The following is a 20,970-nucleotide window of genomic DNA, read 5'->3' on the forward strand; positions in this document are numbered from 1 at the left end:
CGCACGCGACACTTGAAATCGCTATTAATGGATACTTAAGGAAAATCAGGTCTCTTAACCATAGATTTGCGCTTTTCGCGCCGTGTCAATCAGAACCCCGCCGCCCATGTACGAAGCTGCCCCCCGACATCAGACGCCGGTCATCAGTACGCGAGGCTGGGCAAGGAGCCGGGAGCCAGACGACGGTCCTGTCACGCAGCCAAAGCCAATACTAAAGCTTGCCGAGCCCTCTTCCAATCAAACCGGTTCATACGTCTTCCAGGAGCTCGTCCAGTTCGACCTGACACGCATCCTCGACTGGCTGCGCTCAGGCCTTGTCTTAATCATTGCCCTTGCCATCCTCGGTATGGTCGCCGGGTATGGCGTTGTTTTCGTGATCAAGCCGCGCTTTACAGCCGGGATCGATCTTCTCGTCGACCCGTCAAACCTGCGGGTGGTCGCTGACGATATCTTCTCCGAAAGCATGCAGAGAGATACGCAGTTGCTCGATGTCGAGAGCAAGTTGCGGGTTTTAACGTCGGGCAACGTGCTGAGCCGCGTGATCAGTGATCTGAAGCTCACCGCTGATCCGGAGTTCGTTCAAGCGAATTCCAAGGACCCGGCGAGCGACGCCCTTCGCGCGCTCTCAAAGCGTGTGACGGCCCGCCGTGACGAACGCTCTTTCATCGTCAACATTGCCCTGTGGACAGAAGACGCCGGCAAATCCGTGACCATCACAAATGCCATCGCAAGCGCATTCCAGGAAGAACTTGCCAAGGCGGAATCCGAAGGGGCCGGGCGTGCGGCAAGCTCGTTGTTTGCGCGCCTCGCAGATCTGAAGACAGAGGTTGCCAAGGCAGAAGCCGCCGTTGAGGCATTCAAGCGCGAACAGGGATTGCAGTCGAGTTCAGGAGAGCTTGTCAGCACGCTCATGTCAAACCAGACGAACACGCAGCTGATCGACGCCAAAGCACGCCTTATACAGGCGCAATCACGTTATAACGAACTTGTTTCGACCAACCCGAAGAACCGGCTGAATGCCTCTGCGCTGCAATCGGAAACGATGACTATGCTGCGCACGCAATATTCGACATTGCGACAACGCGTAACCTCTCAATCCGCCGTGCTTGGGCCGCGCCATCCAATGATCCTGTCGCTACAGCCTCAGTTGAAAGCCTTGGAGGGTCAGATCGACGCCGAGACGGCGCGCATTGTGCAAGCCGCGAAAGCCGAGCTGGATCAATCAAGGTCGGCCCTAGATGCCTTGAATTCTGAAGCCAACCAGATGAAGTCCTCGGTCTTCCAGGACACCGCCGCGCAGATCCATCTGCGCGAACTGGAACGCGAAGCGCGCGCCAAGGCAACCGTGTACGAAACCTTCATGGCCAGGGCCGGAGAAGCCGCCGAACGTCAGCAGATCGACACGACCAATGTGCGGATCGTTTCGCCGGCAGTCGTCCCGACTGCCCGTAGCTTCCCACCACGCGGCTACGTGCTGGCCGGCGCCGGTGGCGTTGTTGGTCTGGCGCTCGGCCTTGCCATCGCAGTCCTGTCGGGTCTTTGGCGCGACTATCGTCGGCTGAGCGCAGCACAGGGCCATGCAAATGGCTGACATGCGCAAGACGGCCAAGGTAGAAAGGAGCACCACCTTCGCAGCCTTGCTCTTCCTGGCCGTCTTTGGCTACTTCTGGGTCGGATTGAACCCGTTTCCCGATCCGAACGCCATCAGCCTTGCGACGCCTTACGGCGGTACATCGAACGTGCTCAACCAGTTGATCGTCATCGCCATGTCGGCTGTGGTACTTGCAACGATGCTGCAAAACCCGGCTCGCCATCTGCTGCTGCGCCCCTATGGCTTGCTGATTTGCCTGCTCGTCTGGCTGCTCTTCACCGGGCTTTTTGCCGGGGATCCGAGTGCCGCCTTCCGGCGCATCGTCTTTGCGATCCTCGTCTGCCTCTGCGCGAATGCGCTGCTCTTCATACCACGAGATGGTCAGCAGTTTGCAAAGCTGATGTGCATTGGGCTGAGTTTCACCATCGGGCTCTCCTATATGGGCGTCATTGCCCTGCCACACCTTGCCATACACCAGGCGAGTGACGCATTGGAGCAGTCGCTGGCGGGAGACTGGCGCGGTCATTTTGGTCACAAGAACGTTGCCGCTGCGGCGATGGTCTATGCCGTGTTCTTCGGTTTTTACATCGCAAAGGCTGGACACGGCCGGCTTGGGATGCTGATTGCATTGTCTGCCGGCTTCTTCGTTCTTCATGCAGGCGGCAAGACCTCGGCTGCCATGCTTCCCGCAATCCTTTTGCTTGCCTGGATTTTCGAGCGCTGGACCAGCTTCGGAACGGTGATCCTGGTTGGCGGCCTTGCGAGTTTGAATATTATCTTGCTGACTGCGGCAATTTCTCAAAGTTTCAGTGCGCTGCTTGCCTCTGCCGGGATCGATGCGACCTTCACCGATCGCGGCTCCATCTGGCGCCTGGCGCTTTCGGCGATCGCCGAGCGGCCGCTTCTCGGCTACGGTTTCCAGTCGTTCTGGCAGACCGATGCATTGTTTAACAGCGGCCAGGCCATGACCACATGGGCCGTGACCGCCGCCAATTCCCACAACGGCTATGTCGAGCAGTTGATCAATGGCGGCATCCCGGCCTTGACAATGGTCGTCATCTGGCTGGTGATCCTGCCCATCGTCCATGCCCATCGCGCACTTGCCGGCAAGAACGACCTCGCATTGACGCGGCTGTTCTTGCGGATCTGGCTCTTCTCGCTCTTTCTCGCCTGCCTTGAAAGCCCGTTTTTCGGCAACAGCGGACCGATCTGGTTTACCATGTTGATTGCCGTCTTTGGCCTGCGATTGCAGGCCAATGCCGGTCTCGTGGCCAACGCGCCCGCACTCAAAGCCAGTTTCGATCCCGCTTCCCCGCACGACGCAGCGGTCCTTAGAAAGGCCCGTTAACCTCATGCTCAGCCGCCAATTGTAGAATGCACGCTAGGCATTTACAGCTTCACCGCCGATTGTCGGCGACGTTGTCCTCGGTGGCAACGACAACAATCTTTGTCGATCGAGGTTTGGATGATGCAGCAACACCAGGGCGTTGAGGCTGTCGTCTGCATCCCGACGTTCCGTCGGCCGGCCTGGCTTGCCCGCACGCTGACATCCCTGGTCGATCAGGTCACCGATTTTGCCTTTGCCATCGTCGTTGTCGACAACGACGCGGCCAATCCGGCCGGGGCACGCCATGCGCGCGAATTCCTCGCCACTAAAGACCGGCCGTTCCTGGTCCTGACGGAGGAGCGACAGGGCAATTGCTATGCCATCAACCGCGCCTTCGGCGAGGCAATGGCGGCGTTTCCCGACGCTGAGTTTCTGCTGATGATCGATGACGACGAAATGGCCCTGCCCGGCTGGCTTGCCGCAATCGTCGGGACAGCCAAACGCGAAAACGCCGATATCGTCGGAGGACCGGTCGTGCGGGAGTTCGAAGTGCCGGTATCCGACGCTGTCACCCAGCATTTGCTTTTTGGCTCGATCGAGGGTAAGACGCGAACAGTCGATCAGATCCACGGTTCCGGCAACTGCCTGATCCGGCGGCAGGTATTTACCGGTCTTGGCTCACCGCTCTTCGATGTCCGCTTCAATTTTTTGGGCGGAGGCGACATGGAATTCTTCACCAGATGCCGCAAGGCCGGATTCAAGACCTGGTGGTGTGCAGAGGCGGTAATCCGCGAATTCGTACCGCAGGAGCGTGTATCGGCGCGCTTCCTGATGACGCGCTCGCTGCGCACCGGCAGCATCAACTATGTGATCGATCGACTCCACAGCACATCGGCGACACGTGTTCTCGCAAAGAACGCTCTCAGTCTTGGCGCCGGCGTTTTCAGATCGATAGCTCTGTTTATAAAAACCCGGCGACTGCTGCCGGCAAGCCATCCGCTGCTGGTGTCGCTCGGCCGCACATTGGCGAGCCTCGGGTTTCTGCCTGCCCCGTACCGGGCAAGCAATTGAGCCACATCAGCCAAGTGCTACCTTGCGGATCACCTCGATTGGTGTGCGCGTATGCGACTGAACAGCGATCGTGGTCTGAAAGGGGTTCAGTCCTTCCATGAAGGTTTCCAATCCAGCCGCATCGAGAGGCGGCCCTTCCCAGTAGGTCAGGCATGGGCTTTGCGAGATACGTTCGTGCCGCTCGGCAAGCTCAACGTCGTTGGCCACGGCGACGCCATAGATCAGGTATTCGGAAAAATGCCTTAGGCGGGCAAGCGCGAGCCACCAGGGAAGGCTGCTTGCACCTTCAATGCGCCTGACCATGGAGGCGACCGTCTGCCGATCCCACAGCACCATCTGGCTGATGAAATCGTCACCGGGCAGCGCCGGCGGCGTCAGGCCAAGCAACCGATGGGCATTCTTCCACCAGCGGACATGGCCCGGCCGTGATGGATTGACATCGCCCGGCGCGACATAGTGCGCAAGCTTCGACGTTGACGCGATCACGCCGAGATCGAGCGGGCGGCAGAAGCAATTGTCGGAATCGATGCACATCACACGGTCGCTCGGCTGCGCCAGGCTCATGGCGATCTTGCGCATCTGCTGCAGGTGCCAACCATAGACGGGCAGGCGAAGGTGCGGTCCCCACCAGTAGCGCCGTCCGCGCCACTTTGGCAGGGACCAGAGCGATGGAAGCAGGGTGGACGAGACGATGACCTGACGCCTTTGTCCCTCCATGGGTGCGAAGTATTCGGCGTCCTCGTCGCCGATCACGATGTAATGCATATCGTAGCCGGTGACGTATCGATCGATCGAGTCGCAGAGAAGACGGCAACTATCCAGGTCGCCGCGATAGCTCGGTGTAATCAGCGAAATTGAAGGGCTCATGAACCGTCGCCCCGATCAACGACCTGTAGACAAAGCCCGCAGCGAATGCCGGAGCATGGCATAGATGGCAACCGGATTGGTGGTCAGATAGCGCCTTGCCAGCCGACGCGGCTCAAGGAACATGCGGTAGAGCCACTCAAGGCCGATCTTTTGCATCCAGCCTGGTGCGCGTCTCTTGCTCCCGGCCAGGAAATCGAACAGGCCGCCGGAGGTCTTGATCAGACCGACATTGTGTAGTTTGTTGATGTTACGAACGACAAACTGCTGCTCCAGCGGTATGCCGAAACCAATCCACAAGATGTCGGGAGCTGCCGCATTGATCGCCTGGACCACCGCTTCCTCCTCGGCACGGTCGAAATAGCCGTTGTGCCGACCGGCAAAGCGAAGCCCCGGATAGGTCTTGGACATATTTTCGACCGCTTGGGCATTCACCTCTTCACTGGCGCCGAGGAAGTAGAAACTGACCCCGGCTTGCGCCGCGCGCTCCGCAACGGCATGCACGAGATCGGTCGTCGCAACGCGCTCCGGCAAAGGCTCGGCCGAGGACAGCTTCGAAAACAGCACGACCGACATGCCGTCAGCATGAATCTGATCCGCTTCACGGGTCATCAAGCGAAAATTGGCATCATATTCGCAAAGCGCGATCACCTGACCATTTGCGGAGGTAGAATAGAAGGGACGCCCGCCAGCGCCCCTGCGCTCGAGCGCGAGGCGAACGAAGGCATCAGCGGAATCCTCCATGCCGGCCCGCACGATCGGCAAGCTTCCAAGCCGGTTCGTCGGCCACTCGTTCATCGAATAACTCAGACGTGCCGACGCACTGCTATGCCTAGTCATTCATCTACCTTCGAAACGGGGGTATCAGTTCAAGAACAGAGCTGATAGGTAGCCGTTTCCTGGAAGGATCGCTGCAAAACCTCGCACTATAGTTAACCCCTGCTACACGTGTGGTATCAGCAGGAGCTTTGGCAAAAGATGCGCAAGCTTAGACCTTGAAAATTGTAAGCCGCCTTTTACGAAAAGGCGCTATCAACGCTGTGTGGCGCAGCTGTTGCCATCTCTTCAAAAGGTTCCCCCTATGGCGAAACGCCGCTATCTTGCAGTGGTCTCCGACGCAGCCGAAACCTGCGGTGTCGAGGAGTTTGCGCGCCAAACTGGCCTCAGGCTCGCCGAACGGGCTGACCGGCATGTGCTTGAGGGCAATATCCGCCGGCTCAAGGCAGCGCTCGTCCATACGGACGCCGCCATCCTCAACTTCCCTGTTGTTGCCTGGAAGAAGAAACTTGCCGAACCGATTATCGCAGCACTCACCACACGGCTGCATCGGAAAGCACTTGTCGTTGTTCTTCACGAATGGGACGCGCTTGATTGGAAGCGCCGCCTGGTGCTGGTGCCGGTGGTGATGCTCGCGACACGGATCCTGTTTTCAGCACCAGAAATTGCCGCCGAATTTGCCAAAAGCCCGCTGTCTGCCTGGTCAACCAGACGGCGTGGCGTCGTTCCCATCCCACCAAATCTTGCCTTGCCCACCAAGTTGCAGGACGGCTCGGTTGCTCGAACACTGAGGCAACAGAGCAAGGCGGGGCGACTGATCCTTGGACAGTTCGGCTCGATCTACCCGAAGAAGCAATCCACGGCGGTTTTGGAAACCGCCGCGCGCCTTTTAGCCCGCGGTCACGATGTCGGCGTCGTGTTCGTCGGATCGTTCATCCGTGGCGGCGACAATGTGGAGCGCGATTTTTATGCGGTGGCCGACAGGCTTGGCATTTCCAGCCGGGTCGCCGTGACAGGCTACGTTGCCGGAGCCGAGGAACTCTTCGGGATTTTCAATGAGGTCGACGTCTTCTGCTATCTGTTCTCCGAGGGGCTGACAGCGCGTCGGGCAAGCGTGCTGGCGGCAAGCTTTTCGGGGAAGCCCGTCATCGTCAACGGACCAAAGCGGCGCGACGCCCTCTTCCACCATGACCTCTTTCGCAAGCTCATCGATGGCGGTGCGATACGCTTGGTCGACAACCGGGCCGACGCCGACATGATGGCCGAGGCGGTGTTGAAGGCAAGCCGGAGCAATGTTGCGTCCTTTGACGCAAAGGCGGAGGTCGACGCCTTGTGGGGCACCGTCGTCGATGCACTTGATGACGAGCGGGCGACGCATTCTTAGATGTTCGCCATCCCGGAACCTGAAATTTGGGAACAAATGGCTCGCAAGAAGCGTTCCGTGACTTAGCGACCTGTGCGTCGCGAAATCAGCTGAAAGGACGTGGTTCGACATGGAAATGACGGAGGGCCGCCAAATTGCAGAGGAATATCTCCGGCTTGGCGGAAAAAGACGCGTCAAGATTGACGACAACCAGCAAACTGTACGCGCTTGGGAGGCCGATCCGCCGGCTGCAGAGCAGTTCTGGCACGATCATGTCGAGGGTCTGGAAGCACGCCGCCGCAGAGAGGTCGAGTTCTTCCTGCCATCGATCAACTCCCCATAACCGGTGGGAACCGGCAGCTGGCTTCATTGGTCCGACCGGTCGAGCCGGGCCAACCAACTGTTGCCAAAGCCTATCCGATAGACCGTCAGACAGGACACGGACTGAAATCGCCGACGCACTGAACTGCCTTCCGGCGAGTTAATTCCGGCGAGTACGACGCGTTCAATGTTGCGACCGCGACGGGACAGATAGGTCGAGGGCACTGGCGAACGAGACGCGCTGTTCAAGCAATATCGTGATTGTCGGGTGAGCGCGGTTACGCGCGACAACAATGATGGCTCTGTCCGCGAAACGGTTGAGTACAGCGTCATGCCACTGGAATCGTAAGCGTAGCTGTCAGTATAGGGTGGACAGAGCTTTGCGAGATTCGAGAACGACCCCGTCGAATGAATAAACGGCGAAGCGCTACCGCGCTAGCCAGCCGCCATCAACGGGCAGGACGATGCCGTGGACATAGTCGGAGGCCTGTGACGCCAAAAAGACCGCTGCGCCGCCGAGTTGTTCAGGATCACCCCAACGGCCCGCCGGGATGCGGGCAAGGATTGCCGCGTTGCGGCCCGGATCCTCTCGCAAGGCCGTCGTATTGTTGGTCACGAAATAGCCCGGCGCAATGGCATTGACGTTGATGCCCTTAGACGCCCACTCGCAGGCCAAAAGACGCGTCAATCCAGCAAGTCCACTCTTCGAGGCCGTATAGGAGGGGATGCGAATACCGCCTTGAAAGGACAATAAGGAGGCGATGTTGATAATCTTGCCGCCACCTCTTTCGAGCATATGGCGGGCAGCAGCCTGCGACAGGAAGAAGACGCTCTTCAGGTTGATGTCGATGACCGCATCCCAATCGGCCTCCGTGAAGTCGATGGCGTCGGCGCGGCGGATAATGCCGGCATTATTGACCAGGATGTCGAGCTTTCCGAAGGTCGCCACCGTTTCGTCGACGATTGCCTTTACCGGCTCGATCGAACCGAGATCGGCCTTGATGGCGTGAAAGCCTGTGCCGGTCTTGCGAACCGCAGCCTCGGTTTCATCCATCGCCGAGCGACCGACGGCAACGATTGAAGCACCGGCTGCAGCCAGCGCGATGGCGATCGCCTTGCCAAGTCCGGTATTGGCACCAGTGATCACTGCCACTTGGCCGGAAAGGTCGAACATGGTCATCCGAGCCTCATTTCAGGAATTCGGCGCGATGCGGCGTGAAGGTGTCGATCAAGCGGCCCTTCTTTAGCGCCCTGACCCCATGCATGAGGTTGGGAGGAACGATGAAGCTTCCACCCTGATCAAGGATTTCGGTGCGGCCGTCGATCGTCACCTCGAAACTGCCTTCTGCCACATAGCTTGCCTGAATATGCGGATGCGAATGCTGTGCCCCCACGGCATCCTTCTCGAAGACGACCTCCACCATCATCATCTCTGGCAGATAGGTCATGACACGGCGGATTACGCCCGGTTCCGGATTGACCCACTTGGCGCCCTTCGTCGATACGAACAGATCACTCGCTGTCATCGTCGATCCTCACTTCAGATCTTCGATGGCGACGAGATCGACATCGGTGTAGTCGATATTGTCGCCAGCCATTGCCCAGATGAATGCATAGCTTGACGTTCCTGCGCCGGAATGGATCGACCAGCCCGGCGACAGGACGGCCTCCTCGTTCTTGACGATGAGGTGACGCGTCTCCCCCGGTTCGCCCATCAGATGCAAGACGCGGGCCTTTTCCGGCAGATCGAAGTAAAGATAGGCCTCCATCCGGCGGTCATGCACATGGCAGGGCATGGTGTTCCACACCGATCCCACCGCAAGCGTCGTCATGCCGACGACGAGCTGACAGGTTCTGGCGCCCTCCGGATGGATGAACTGGAAGATCGAGCGCTCGTTGCTGGTCGCCTGAGAGCCCAGATCGACCCGCTTGGCAGCGGCGATGTCGATGTGTTTGGCAGGGTAGCGGACATGGGCCGGAGCGCTCAACAAGTAGAACTTTGCCGGCTTATCGGCGGCAACCGACTGGAACGTCACCGAACTCCCCATGCCGGCATAGACCATGTCGCGGGTGCCGGCCCCAAACGCCTCGCCGTCAACGGCAACGATACCTGCACCGCCAATGTTGACTGCGATCAGCTCGCGCCGGGCAAGAAGCGCGTCGGTGCCGGCCGGCTTGATCGTTTCGAGTGCCAGTGGAGCAGAGGTCGGCATCGCGCCACCGACAATCATCCGGTCGTAGTTGGTGTAGTGCAGCTGGATACGTCCCGGCACGAAGAGCGGTGGCAACAGGAAATTCTCGCGCAGCTCGCCGGTGCTGAACCTTGCCGCCGTCTTCGGGTCGATCGCGAAGCGGCTGGTGAAATCGGTGTGGTTCATCGTGCCTCCCAGAATCTTTGGCTAAATTCATCATACATATTGATGACGCCTTGGCAACAGATGGCTCAAATCGTATCGGAGATCGGATCGACCAGCATCGATTTATATCATTGATTATATTGTTTATTTGTGACACCGTGCATTTTCGTACCTATTTTTGTATGATGACTTTTGCAATAGTTGTCTTGATTGTTCGATCGCTGTATGCTCACACATCATTCACGGACATGACGACACACTTGAACACCGCACCCCCTCCGGCCAACCTCAATTCATCCCGAAGGCAGAAGCTCTCCGAACGGATTGCCGGTTCGCTTCGCCAGGATTTTCTCTCGGGCCAGTTCTCCGTTGGCCATAAGTTGCCGACAGAAAGCCAGCTCGCCTTGAGCTTCGGTGTCAGCAGAACCGTCATTCGCGAAGCAATCGCCGCCCTCGTGGCTGATGGAATGTTGGAGACGCGGCAGGGTGCAGGCATTTTCGTGATCGGCCTTCAGCGCCATCAGCCGTTGGACGGCCCGATCTTAAGGCAGGACCGATCAAGCAACATATCGCACGCGCTGAACGTGCTGGAAGTTCGCATCGCGCTTGAAACAGAAAGTGCAGCGCTGGCTGCAGCCCGCAGAAATCCATCGCAGGAAGCGCAGATCCAGGAGAACTTTTTCGAATTCGATCGGCTCCTTCAGCTTGGCAAGCCGACGGGCCAGGCTGACTTCGCCTTCCACCGGTCCATTGCCGAGGCGACCAACAATCCTTTCTACGTCGAAGTACTCGACGCGCTCGGCGAGCGTACGATTCCATGCGACGTCAATTCGCCCCACGCCACCGAAGAGGTGCTCTCGTTTGCCTATCAGGCCGGATTGCAGAGAGAGCATCTCGCAATATTGAACGCAATTTCTGCAGGCGATGCGGCGTGCGCGCGCGACGCCATGCGCGCTCATCTCTCGGCAAGCCAGGAGCGATATCGCGAACGCCTGCGTGATCGGCGAACGCGATATCAAAGCGGTGTCGAAACGACCTGACAGACAGGTCGCTGTAACGGTTCCGGTCGGCTTGCCTTGATCCTACGGCTGGAATCCGTCCATCAAATGTGCCAGTCGGTGCCCGTACCGGTCTCGGCGGTCGCCTGCAACGGGCTGTCAGCAAGGGCATAGGCCCTGATGTAGTCGATATGCATTTCCGAACCGGTCACGAGACCATTCGAGGGCGTTCCCGCTGCCCCGCCGACGGCAAGGTTGACCAGCATGTACATGGGATCGTGCATGTCCTCTGGCGTGTCCGTCTGGGCAACGGCGACATCGTCGAAATACCAGGTGATGTGATCTTCGTCCCAAAGGACCCCATAGTTGTGGAACCCTTCCGTGCTTGGCATCTTGACGGGAAAGGACGTCATCGTGTGTGCGCCGCTATGATCGCTGTGAACCGTGACATTGACGGTGTTCGGGTCCTGCCCACGCATCTCGACGACATCGAGTTCTGGCGGCCAGGACCCGTCCTCCGGCAGAAGCCAGAAGGCTGGCCAAACACCCTGCTCTGTCGGCATATCGGCGCGAATTTCGAAGTAGCCATAGGTCTGCGCAAAGGATGAATGTGTGTTCAAAAGACCGGATGTGTAGTCATAGCCGTCGATCTGCGACTGGATCGCTTGCGAGGCCGGCTCCGCAGAAATCGTCAGCACGCCGTTGCTGACCGAGAACGGATTTGCCGCTGCGGTCGGCGCGTAGGACGGATTGATGTACCATTGAAGCTCGCCATTGCTCGTCAATGAGCTGCCGCGTTCCGGCGCCCACCAGAATTTCGCATCCCATGTTCCTTGGTCGCCGCTGCGCAAGGACAGGCTATTGAACTCGTCGTCGAAGGTCAGGGCCAGACTGGAACGGTCGAGCGTCAACTGAAATTGGCTGGCATGCAGATCCGACGCCTCGGTGTTGGCAAAGACGAGGCTCTCGCCAGCACCGAGATCCAGCCGCAGGTTGGCGCCTTCCTGAGTGGTATGAGCCAGAACCTGTTCGAACGACGAAAACCCATAGCTGTTCAGCCGGATGGTGTCATCACTGCCGAAATCGACGATCAGATCGCTCCCGTGACCCCGGGTGAAGATGAACGTGTCCGCCCCGCCTGCGCCGATCAGCACGTCGTTGCCAGCCCCGCCATCGATCGTCTGGCTTCCCGAGGCCCCGGAGATGATGTTGTCCTGCGCATTCCCGAAGGCATAACGCCCATTGCCTGTTACAGTCAGATTCTCGAAATTCTCCGGAAGCGTATAGCTCATCCAGGTGCTGATCGTATCGACGCCGGCACCGGGTTCTTCTACCGCACGGTTGATGCTGGAGTAGAGATAGTAGATGTCATCGCCTGTTTTCCCGTGCATCGTCACATTGACGGAGCTGTCACCCCATATGGAATCGTTGCCCGACGTGCCGTCGAGCACGGGGCCCGAACCGGTCGCGGAGAACCATGCGGTTGAGGCGCCGCTGTAAAACAGCGGCTGGCCGACGGCGTTCTGTATTGACTTTGCCATTATCAACTCCTTCGGGTTTTGATGCGTCTCAAGGTCTTTTCCCCTCCTGTGGTTGTCGCTACTCCTCCCGAAATGCACGGGCCAACTGGTCCGTGAACGGCTTTGCGAGATAGCCGAGTGCCGTGCGCTCGCCGGTCTCGATGAAGGCTTCGACGGGCATTCCGGCAACTGGCGCCAGCGCGCCAAGCCTTTGCCATTCGCTCTCAGGCACCGCGACGCGAAGCGTGTAGTAGGATTGACCGGAACGTGCGTCCGTCGTCAGGTCGGCGGAGATGGAAGCAACGTGCCCCCGCAATTCGGGCGTGGTGCGATAGCTGAAGGCGGTAAACCGCAGGCTGACTTCCTTGCCGACCGCGACCTGGTCGACGTCCTGTGGCGACAGCTTCAGTTCGGGTGTGAGCAGGTCGTGATCGGGGACGATCTGCATGATCGCCTCAGCCGGCGCGACCACCGCTCCCGATGCATGAACGGCGAGTTGATGGACGATACCGTCCTGCGGTGCCCTGATGTCGACGTGCCGCAACTCGTCCTCCATTGCAACGCGCCGCTCTTGATATTCGCCGCTGTCGCCCTCGGCCTGCCTGAGCTGCTCGGACACCTCGCTTCGGTTATCGTCGCCGACCTGGATGATCTGCAACTCTGTTTCGGCGATCTTTCCCTTGATTTCGGCTGTGGAGGCAAGGAGGCTGCCGAGCTCTCCGGTCAAATCGGCCGCATCGCGTTGCAGCGAATAGACCCGTGTCGCCGGGATGACGCCTTCTCGAAGCAAGGGCTCCAGACTTGCAAGTTCCTTGTTGATGATGGCGATCGCGCGACGCTTGCCGTCCTGCTGCGCCGTCAGGCCCTCTGCCTGCTGGTCAAGCTGGTGAACCCGCTCGCGCAGTTGTGCCGTCTTTCCCCTCAACGAGGCCCGGCGGTCATCAAACAGCCGCTGCTCGGCACGCGCGAGGGCCGCAGCCTGCGCCGCATCGGTGCCGTTTACCACAGCCGGAAAGACGATGGTATCACGGCCGTCGCGCTCTGCCGAAAGTCTTGCGGATCGCACCGCAAGCTCCCTCAACCGCCGCGATATGATCGCCACGTTCGCCTTCGCCTGGGTGTCGTCGAGATGAATCAGGATCTGGCCAGCCCTGACACGATCGCCATTGGCGACGAAGACCTGCCCAACCGTGCCACCCTTCTGGTGCTTCACCGGCTTGACATAGCTGTCGACGACCAGCGTGCCCTGTGCAATCACCGCGCCGTTGATGCGGATCGCCGAAGCAAGGCCGCCAAGCACACCGACAAGAAGGATCCCGGTGGCAATGGCAAGCAGAGTGAGGCGACGAACCGCCCTTTCTGTCGATGCTGCGGCGGTTCTGATCATGGCGACGTCCCCTCGCCAGCACGTAACAGTCGGACGAAGGAACCAGTTGCGGCCACTGGCTTTGGTCCCGTCTTGAGGACATCACCCTTCGGACCGAACGCCTTGGCGCGACCGTCTTCGAGAACCAGAACCTTGTCGACGACAGAAAGTGCGCTTGGCCGGTGGGCGATGATCAACACCACGCCTTGGCGGGAGCGAACACTCTCGATCGCCTGGGCGAGTGCCAGCTCGCCTTGAACGTCGAGATTGGAATTCGGTTCGTCGAGCACGACGAGGAACGGATCGCCATAGAGTGCCCTGGCCAACCCGATGCGCTGCCGCTGGCCCGCCGATAGCGCCGTTGCCTGCGCGCCGATCAGTGTGTCGAAACCATCGGAAAAGCCCACGATCATATCATAGACACCTGCGGCCCGGGCAGCTGCAATGACCAACTCCGAAGACGTCTGGGGGTCGAAGCGGGCGATGTTGTCGGCAATGGTCCCCTCGAACAACGATACCTCCTGCGGCAGGTAACCGATGTGGCGCCCGAGCGCTGCCGGCGTCCACTGCGAAAGCGACGCTCCGTCCAGCCTGATGTCTCCGCCAAAGGCCGACCATAGCCCGACGAGACCGCGCGCCAGCGAAGACTTGCCCGATGCGCTCGGACCGATGATGCCAACGGCTTCACCCGCTTTGACCTCGAAAGACATGCCGCGAATGATCGGCATTTTCGAGCCTGGAGCTCCGAGATGAAGGTTCTCCACCAACAGCGATTGGCGAGGTGCAGGCAGCGCGACACGCGGTCTTTCGTCAGAGAGGCGGACCTCGCGGTCGAGCCTGGACCAGGCCTGACGCGCAGCTGCAAAACCTCGCCAATGTGCGATGGCAAGCTCGATCGGGGCGAGCGCACGGCTAACGAGAATGGAGCTTGCAATCATGATGCCGCCGGTTGCTTCCTGGCGAATGACCAGTATGGCGCCCACCGCCAGTACCCCGGGCTGCAGCAACATGCGCGCAGAGCGCGACAGCGTTGAAAGCGAGTTGACGACAGTGGCGGTGCGTAAGTGACTGTCGAGGTGGCGTCGGTTGACCCCAGCCCAACGCGTCGAAAGCGCAGCCGCAAAGCCCATTGCGACCACCGTTTCGGAGTTGCGCCTCGCGGTTTCGGCAAATGCCATTCGCTCAGCCAGGATCGCGACCGTCTCCCTCGTCGGTTGGCGCGACTTGACCTCGGCAAGCAGCGCCAGGCCCGTTAAGATCATGGCGCCAGCCGCGGCTGTGACGCCAATCCAGTGGTGAAACAGGAAGCAGAGCGCGAGATAGAACGGCATCCACGGCAGATCGAACAACGCTCCTGGTCCCGGGCCAGACAGAAACCCGCGAACGGTATCGACATCGCGGATCGTCTGTAGACCGTCTCCGTGCGCTGGCTTGCGCGATGCTGATAGGGCGACTGAGAGAAAGGCACGCCCCGAGAACCGCTCGTCAACTGCCCGTCCGATTTGTCCCAAAAGCAGCGATCGCGTAAGATCAAGCAGCCACTGGAAGGCAAAGAGGGCCACGACGATTACGATCAAACCGACAAGGGTCGGCAGGCTGCGGCTCGGAATGACGCGATCATAGACCTGCAGCATGAAGAACGAGCCAGTGAGCGCCAGGACGTTGACGAGGCAACTCGTCACGGCAAGTCCCAAAGCGCCGACACGCAACGACGAGAAAAGGCCAAAGAGAGGTCGAGGCGACGAAAGAGGGCCGGTTTCAGACAAATGGGCTCCTTGGGGTCGTGTCCCGATGCACGGTTGCCGAAGCGCGGGTGGTCCGCGAAATCGAGATCATTTGCGTAGACTGAGCCAAAAGGGATCGGATGACGACCGCAAACAGCAGCTTCTGTTCCACTGAGCGCTAAAGCGCCAAACCAGGCGTTAAATGCCAAGTCATGGTCCAGTCACGTCGTTAATCGACTGTCTACTTCCGAGTGAAACCATGTGCTTGCCGCCCGGCCGATCAGTACTTAGGGCCTCACCTCATGAAGCGAGTTCAATTACCGTTGCGTTTGCGTCTGGATATGCGTTTCAAACCGTGGTTTCGAGGCCTCGCAAGTTTCGCCGAGCGCAATCGCGCTCGACTGATCTGTACGATGCAGCAGATTGGCGAACCCAAACGCCGCCCCCCAGGCGATCGAACACGTTGGTAGAATTGAACCAAGTATCGGGCTGTATCTCGACCTTCGACTAGATTTTCTTGGCCGCGGCGACGCGTGGCTGAGAGCTTTACTTTGGTATCAATCCATAAACGGCATTAATCTGTGCCCCAACATTGCAAGAACGACCGCAACAATACATCCCGGCGACCTCTCCATCCGCTTATCGAGAGGATCGATGATCACTTGGAAATGGAACTCCCGGAAACACGCCACACTCTAATCGCGCCGAAGACGGCCAGTCGGATCCTCGTCACGATCCGCACGTCAAAGCGATGCGTGAAATGCGGATGCTGGCGCGCCCTCATTCATCGCATGGCCGCAACGCCGAGCCGGAATTGAACTGCCGGATGCCAATGCCCCTCTCCCTTCACGGCGACGACGCCGAAGCGCTCGACGGACATTCAAGAACTCGCCTCGCCCTATCGCGAAGATGCTCCGCGATGGGTGGAACATCCAGTCGTCATTCACGATGTATGCGCAATTGAGCGCGATAGATGCCGAGCCTGGAGTTGAGAAAGTCCCTGACGTAAAGGCGCCTTGGAATTCGAACTGCAGACCCTGCGATACCGTCAAGACACCAGCAGTGGTCACGCCTTGAAACGGTCAAATGCCGTGAGGCTCCTGATGGGTGGATCGGCTTCAGCCCACCGATAGATTTCCGAGCGCAGATAGCAAAGCTCGTCGTCAAGAGCCTCTTCCGCAATCTCGGTCCACCAGCACTTCGGGCGCCCGTCACTGCCATCCGACCATCGATAGCCGCGCGCCTTCAGGTGATCCTTCATGTCGAACGGGCTGTTTTCCGCGAAGATGCGAACACGAGAACGCTGGCTGGCCAGATAGAGTTCGGCAAACGGTGTTTGCCCGAGACCGATGTCATCGTCTGCGAGAACTTCGAACAGCGCGAAACAGTCATCCACTGCCCGATGCCCCTCATGAAAATAACCCGCCTGGCCGATCAAATATCCAAGCTTGGTCCCTTCGAAGCCGCGTAACGCCCAATCGATTTCCGAGATCGAGCAGGCCCAGGCCTTGCCCGCGAATATGGGCGAAAAGTTCTCGCAGAACGGCCGATCGAGGCTTGCGTTGTGGGCGATGATGAGATCGGCTCCTTCGACAAGCGAGCGCAGTTTATGAAGATCGATGATCTGGCCGGCCACCATTTCGTCAGTAATGCCGGTCAGGCGCGTGATCTCTTCCGGAATTGGAATACTCGGTTGCTGCAGAGCGCCATAGACGTCGATGACATCACTATATTGCCGCGCTCATCAATGTGAAGGCAACAGCGCCGATTTCGACGATTTCGTCCTTGCGATAGTTGAGGCCAGTGGTTTCGGTATCGAGAATAACGCCCTTCAACGCAAACTCGGGCCGCGCCGTCGTTGCGACAATGCGGGGCTCGAGCCCTGCCGCGCCATTGTTCGCCAAGTTGACAGGTGGTTCGGCTTCAGCCCGTGGCGCTCGGCAACCTCATTGACCAATACTCCAGGCCGCAGACTTTCAGAAACGATCTGCGCCTTGACGCCGTCCGGCCAATGCCGATGCACCTCACGTCCAGACGTCCTGGTCGTGAGAACCTCCAATGTACTCTCCATGGAGAAACTCCCGTCGCTCATCCGTCAAGGCGATCACAGATCAGAGCGGCGAAGACAACGTGGGAACAGAACACCGGTTACGCTGGTGATGAATCCAGTCGTGGAGCATTGAAGTTCCCCACCAGCAAGCGGGTCTGATACGACAAACGGAGCCGATGTGGCCGTTTCGGCTCACATCTCGATGATATCCACGCTCTCGTGCAGTTCCGCCCGAGCGATTTCGGCCACGCTTCTCTCATGCGTGAAGAGGATCGTTTGAAATCGCGACGCCGAATCCGCCAGGGCTCTAATCCCCGCCGCCGTGCGATCGTCATCAAACGTCTGAAAGATGTCGTCGGCGATCAATGGCATCGGCTCATTCCGACCACAATAATCCTCAAGAAAGGCCAACCGCAGCGACAGGTAAAGTTGGTCACCCGTCCCTTCGCTCAATCCGTCAAGCGCGACACGCTCCCCATTCGCACGCTGAGCCATGAGTTGCAGAGCGTCGTCCGATCCGTACTCCTGAAGCAATCGGGTGAACGCGCCTCTTGTTAACACCTCAAACAATGCACCTGCCCGCATGATAACCGGATCGGTTTGCTTATCCCGGTACGTTTCCATCGAGCCCGTCAACATCTTCGATGCCAACTTCAACACAACCCAAGTCCGCGCCAGGTCCTTGGCCTCGTTTTCTGCTACGAGCCGCTGAAAGACTGCGTGTTCCGCGCTCTCGCCCGTTTCAAGCACCCTGCGCTGGCGCTCATTTTCAGATTGACATGCGGTCAATTCAGCAAACCGTTCGATATGCGCTGTCTCCAATGCCTCAAGGCTCTCGATCTCAAGATCCGCCTTGGAAGCGTCGAAGGCTTCGAGCGCCACGCGAACGGAAGTTTCGTCCAGTCCACGGGCTTGCTCTGAGAGTCGGCGACCGCACAGCCCAAGCCGCGCCTCCGCGCTGTCCCGCTGTTCGAGACGTTCGATCAACTGGGTAGCGTCTGTGTCAGCGGAGAAATTCGATAGTAATGAGGAAATACGCTCTTCAGCAACGCTGAGTTCTTCTTCGAGCCGTCTAAGCCTAAGGCTCGCCTGGTCCACCGAAGACGACAATTCACCCCGGCGCTTATGATCGGACTGCGCTGCAACAGCACGGTTCTGCAGGATATCGATAGCGGCTTCGGCAGATAAGGTGACGAGATCAGGTGCGGTCTCACCGACGAGCCGCCCAACCTCACCGGCAAACTGCTCGATGTCGCGCTGCATACCGTTCACGCGGCGCTGACGGTTCTCGCGTTCCAAGAGGATGTCCGGCACCTGCCTCCAAACATCGATTGCTGCTTCGGCCATTTCAACAGTTGTGCCTTCGGGTAAGCCTACCAGAGCAGCGGCTTCCGCGAACCTCGCTTTCCAGGTCTCTATTTCCTGACCAATCTCAGCCTCGCGAGCCGCCAATTTCTGAATGGTATTCAGCGAACTTGCTCTTTTTTCCTGGAGCGAGCGGCCTTCGTCCCAGCGCGTTGACAGAGCGGAAAGATTGCCTGAAAGCAAACGTGCAAGTGCGACTGCGGGCAATTGCGGCTTCGCGGAAACGCCGATTTCAGATGCAATCTCCAATAGCACTGGAAGAGCCCGCCTCTCGGCCAGTTCCAGCTCGGCGATTTCGTCCTCCAGGGCATGCAACTCTATACGCCTTATCGCGAGCGCATCGATTCCGCGCCGCCATTCAACCATCGTATCCGGATCGGATGGGGCGACCTGAGCTGCATCGAATGACTGCCGGAAATCGTGGAGTGCGGCATCGAGATGCTGCCTCGCGTGGTCTTCGTCCCGCAGGGCCTTCGATAAGGCTATCTCGGCGTCCGCCAGACGCATTTTCAGCTGGGCGTGCCGAGCGACCCGATCTGCATCCGAGAGGGCGATATCCGCCAGACGGTCCGTTTCCGCTATCGCCGATTCAACGTTGTTTGCGTCAGATCCTTCCTCGTCTGCTTTGAAGGCCTGCCACAGCCGATCTCGCTCCGTTCTGGATTCCGCTAACCTCTCACGAGAGACGACACTCCCAACGACCTCAAGTCTGGCAATGTCTCGTTCAAGCGTCGCTTTGTCCTCTTCAACCGAAACAAGGCGGCCCTCAGCCGAGAGCATCGCGTCATTGGCGGCAGTGATCAACCGCCGATGTTCGACGAGCGCAGGAACATCTGGAAGAGGCACGCATAAAAGAGCATCCAGGTTGTTGACCGCAGGTGAAAGCCTTCCAGCGGCTAACTGAATGTCCGACGTGCCTCGCGCGATCTTGACCCTTATGCCATCAGCCCTTTCGATCTCGATGAGATCGGCCTGCAGTGCCGATAGCCTATCCAACATCGGCCTGGGGTCGATAGATTGGCCGGACACGCTGAGTCTCTCAATATCATTGAGGTATTCTCGTTCCTGGCCCACGCGGCCAACGACGTCTGAAAAAGCTCGTTCCAGATCACGTCCCTCAGCGGCGAGCGTCGCTAGTAGAGCCAACGCATGATCCGGCGGCTGATGTTTCGCCAGATCGCCACCGGCCACAAAAATCCCGATACGTCGCGCATGGTTCTGCAGACGAAGATCAAAGTTCTCGACTTCGCCGCGAACCCTGGAAAGGTCAGATTTCGCCCGTTGGTGGGATCCTTTATCCGCAAACAGGCCGATGATGCGGACTGACGCCTTAAGGACTGGCTCATCAACCTTCGTCGCACCAAATTCACCCCGTAGTCTCGCGACTTCATCCCGTGTTGTACCAAGCGCATCGCGGGTCTTGCGCTCACTATCAAGAGCGTTCGTCAGATCTTTATGAAGGCTGGGCGCCGCGCCGTTCAGGTCTATGAACTTTGCGATCTCCGCGCGTTCGACGTCTATCTCGCGTATGAGTGGCGCTAGTGTTCTCAATAATTTAAGGCGCTCAAGTTCATGCTTCGTCTCAAGCCTTTGCACGGCTAGCCGATCGATTTCCGCCTTTGTTGACGCGATTGCGTCGACGAGCTTCTTCCAGTCGCCCGACCTCAGCTCATGCTCACGCTCGGTCTGCCGTGCGTGTTCGTAGCGATCCAAAATCTGATAGAAGAGCCGCTCTTTGGACTTCCGGGGGGCGAAAATTCCTTCGGCTTCGGCCTCCAGATTCTTCCTGAGAGCCGACAGGCCAGTTAAACCAGATGCCGCTGAGAACAAGAGGCTTCCAATCTCGCCTCCATTGGCGAGCATTTCCTTTCCACCCTGGCGCAGTCTGCCGGAATTGAGCCCAAATGCTCGTTCGAAGACCTGCCGACTTACATTGCCCAGGAACGGTAAAAGCACGTCGTCGGAAAAGGCTACTTCGCTTTCCTCGTGCGAGACGATCGTATTCTTGCGACCACGGCGGCGACGGAAACTGAGGTTGTTGCTACCCTTGCCGTTTATCGCGGCTGCGATCCTTAGCGTAGAGGCTTCATGAAGGAACGCATCCTGGACTTCGTGAGGAAATCCGAAAAGCAGGTCCGAAATTGCGCGGAGTGCAGACGATTTCCCCGCCTCGTTAGCTCCATAGACGACATGCAGCTTCGCGTCCGGCCGGAACGTCAAGCTACGATCCGTCAGAGCCCCGTAGCGAAGGATATCAACTCGTTCGAAACGCATAT

General features: G+C 58.8%; 16 protein-coding genes and 1 pseudogene. 6 read left to right on the forward strand and 11 right to left on the reverse strand.

All coding sequences use genetic code 11. The features are described 5' to 3' along the window. Nucleotides 1-106: 106 nt before the first annotated feature. From ATY80_RS02355 to ATY80_RS02365, 3 genes are all read left to right on the forward strand, one after another. Entirely contained in the window at nt 107-1,591 is a 1,485-nt protein-coding gene (locus ATY80_RS02355) for a GumC family protein (RefSeq protein ID WP_088690873.1), read from the forward strand. Then, on the forward strand, nt 1,584-2,939 hold the full coding sequence (locus ATY80_RS02360) for an O-antigen ligase (protein ID WP_088690874.1): 1,356 nt from the start codon (nt 1,584-1,586) through the stop codon (nt 2,937-2,939). Before ATY80_RS02355 ends, ATY80_RS02360 begins: the two co-directional genes overlap by 8 nt. A 120-nt stretch (nt 2,940-3,059) precedes the next feature. Further along, nucleotides 3,060-3,989, forward strand: a complete 930-nt coding sequence (locus ATY80_RS02365) for a glycosyltransferase family 2 protein (RefSeq protein ID WP_088691465.1) — start codon at nt 3,060-3,062, stop codon at nt 3,987-3,989. 6 nt (nt 3,990-3,995) lie between these two features. Here the strand turns inward: ATY80_RS02365 and ATY80_RS02370 are convergent, their stop codons facing one another. Both ATY80_RS02370 and ATY80_RS02375 read right to left on the reverse strand, forming a co-directional pair. Next, nucleotides 3,996-4,856 (reverse strand): DUF6492 family protein, encoded by an 861-nt coding sequence (locus ATY80_RS02370; protein WP_088690875.1) that lies wholly within the window; start codon nt 4,854-4,856, stop codon nt 3,996-3,998. Nucleotides 4,857-4,871: 15 nt separating this feature from the next. After that, entirely contained in the window at nt 4,872-5,651 is a 780-nt protein-coding gene (locus ATY80_RS02375) for a WecB/TagA/CpsF family glycosyltransferase (protein WP_088690876.1), read from the reverse strand. A 283-nt stretch (nt 5,652-5,934) separates the two neighbouring features. Between ATY80_RS02375 and ATY80_RS02380 the strand changes: the two genes are divergently transcribed. Further along, nucleotides 5,935-7,014 carry a glycosyltransferase gene (locus ATY80_RS02380; protein ID WP_088690877.1) on the forward strand — a complete coding sequence of 360 codons (1,080 nt, stop codon included), beginning with the start codon at nt 5,935-5,937 and terminating at the stop codon, nt 7,012-7,014. 109 nt (nt 7,015-7,123) lie between these two features. Beyond that, nucleotides 7,124-7,336, forward strand: coding sequence for a hypothetical protein (locus ATY80_RS02385; protein WP_088690878.1), 213 nt, complete (start codon nt 7,124-7,126; stop codon nt 7,334-7,336). Between the two features lie 405 nt (nt 7,337-7,741). On the opposite strand, the gene kduD is transcribed toward ATY80_RS02385, so the two are convergent. From kduD to kduI, 3 genes are read right to left on the reverse strand one after another with little or no spacing between them, the layout of a single operon-like run. Further along, nucleotides 7,742-8,494 (reverse strand): 2-dehydro-3-deoxy-D-gluconate 5-dehydrogenase KduD, encoded by a 753-nt coding sequence (kduD, locus tag ATY80_RS02390; protein WP_088690879.1) that lies wholly within the window; start codon nt 8,492-8,494, stop codon nt 7,742-7,744. A gap of 7 nt (nt 8,495-8,501) precedes the next feature. Next, nucleotides 8,502-8,840, reverse strand: a complete 339-nt coding sequence (locus ATY80_RS02395; RefSeq protein WP_088690880.1) for a cupin domain-containing protein — start codon at nt 8,838-8,840, stop codon at nt 8,502-8,504. Between the two features lie 9 nt (nt 8,841-8,849). Further along, nucleotides 8,850-9,692 carry a 5-dehydro-4-deoxy-D-glucuronate isomerase gene (gene kduI / locus ATY80_RS02400; protein WP_088690881.1) on the reverse strand — a complete coding sequence of 281 codons (843 nt, stop codon included), beginning with the start codon at nt 9,690-9,692 and terminating at the stop codon, nt 8,850-8,852. A gap of 227 nt (nt 9,693-9,919) precedes the next feature. Between kduI and ATY80_RS02405 the strand changes: the two genes are divergently transcribed. Further along, entirely contained in the window at nt 9,920-10,711 is a 792-nt protein-coding gene (locus ATY80_RS02405) for a FadR/GntR family transcriptional regulator (protein WP_088691466.1), read from the forward strand. A gap of 62 nt (nt 10,712-10,773) precedes the next feature. Here ATY80_RS02405 and ATY80_RS02410 read toward each other — a convergent pair whose 3' ends face one another. From ATY80_RS02410 to ATY80_RS02435, 6 genes and pseudogenes are all read right to left on the reverse strand, one after another. Further along, nucleotides 10,774-12,210 (reverse strand): family 16 glycosylhydrolase, encoded by a 1,437-nt coding sequence (locus tag ATY80_RS02410; RefSeq protein ID WP_088690882.1) that lies wholly within the window; start codon nt 12,208-12,210, stop codon nt 10,774-10,776. Nucleotides 12,211-12,268: 58 nt separating this feature from the next. Further along, a complete protein-coding gene (locus ATY80_RS02415) occupies nt 12,269-13,576 on the reverse strand; it encodes an HlyD family type I secretion periplasmic adaptor subunit (protein WP_088690883.1) in 1,308 nt (435 codons plus the stop codon). Then, entirely contained in the window at nt 13,573-15,321 is a 1,749-nt protein-coding gene (locus ATY80_RS02420) for a type I secretion system permease/ATPase (protein WP_088690884.1), read from the reverse strand. The genes ATY80_RS02415 and ATY80_RS02420 overlap by 4 nt, the downstream gene beginning before the upstream one ends. Before the next feature lie 1,024 nt (nt 15,322-16,345). Beyond that, nucleotides 16,346-17,183: pseudogene (locus ATY80_RS02425) on the reverse strand (3'-5' exonuclease). After that, entirely contained in the window at nt 17,111-17,371 is a 261-nt protein-coding gene (locus ATY80_RS02430) for a transposase (RefSeq protein WP_088690885.1), read from the reverse strand. The pseudogene ATY80_RS02425 and the gene ATY80_RS02430 overlap by 73 nt, the downstream one beginning before the upstream one ends. 150 nt (nt 17,372-17,521) lie before the next feature. Next, on the reverse strand, nt 17,522-20,968 hold the full coding sequence (locus tag ATY80_RS02435) for a YhaN family protein (protein ID WP_088690886.1): 3,447 nt from the start codon (nt 20,966-20,968) through the stop codon (nt 17,522-17,524). Nucleotides 20,969-20,970 lie beyond the last annotated feature (2 nt).

The sequence above is a fragment of the Rhizobium sp. R711 genome, from assembly GCF_002211365.1.
Classification (GTDB): domain Bacteria; phylum Pseudomonadota; class Alphaproteobacteria; order Rhizobiales; family Rhizobiaceae; genus Rhizobium.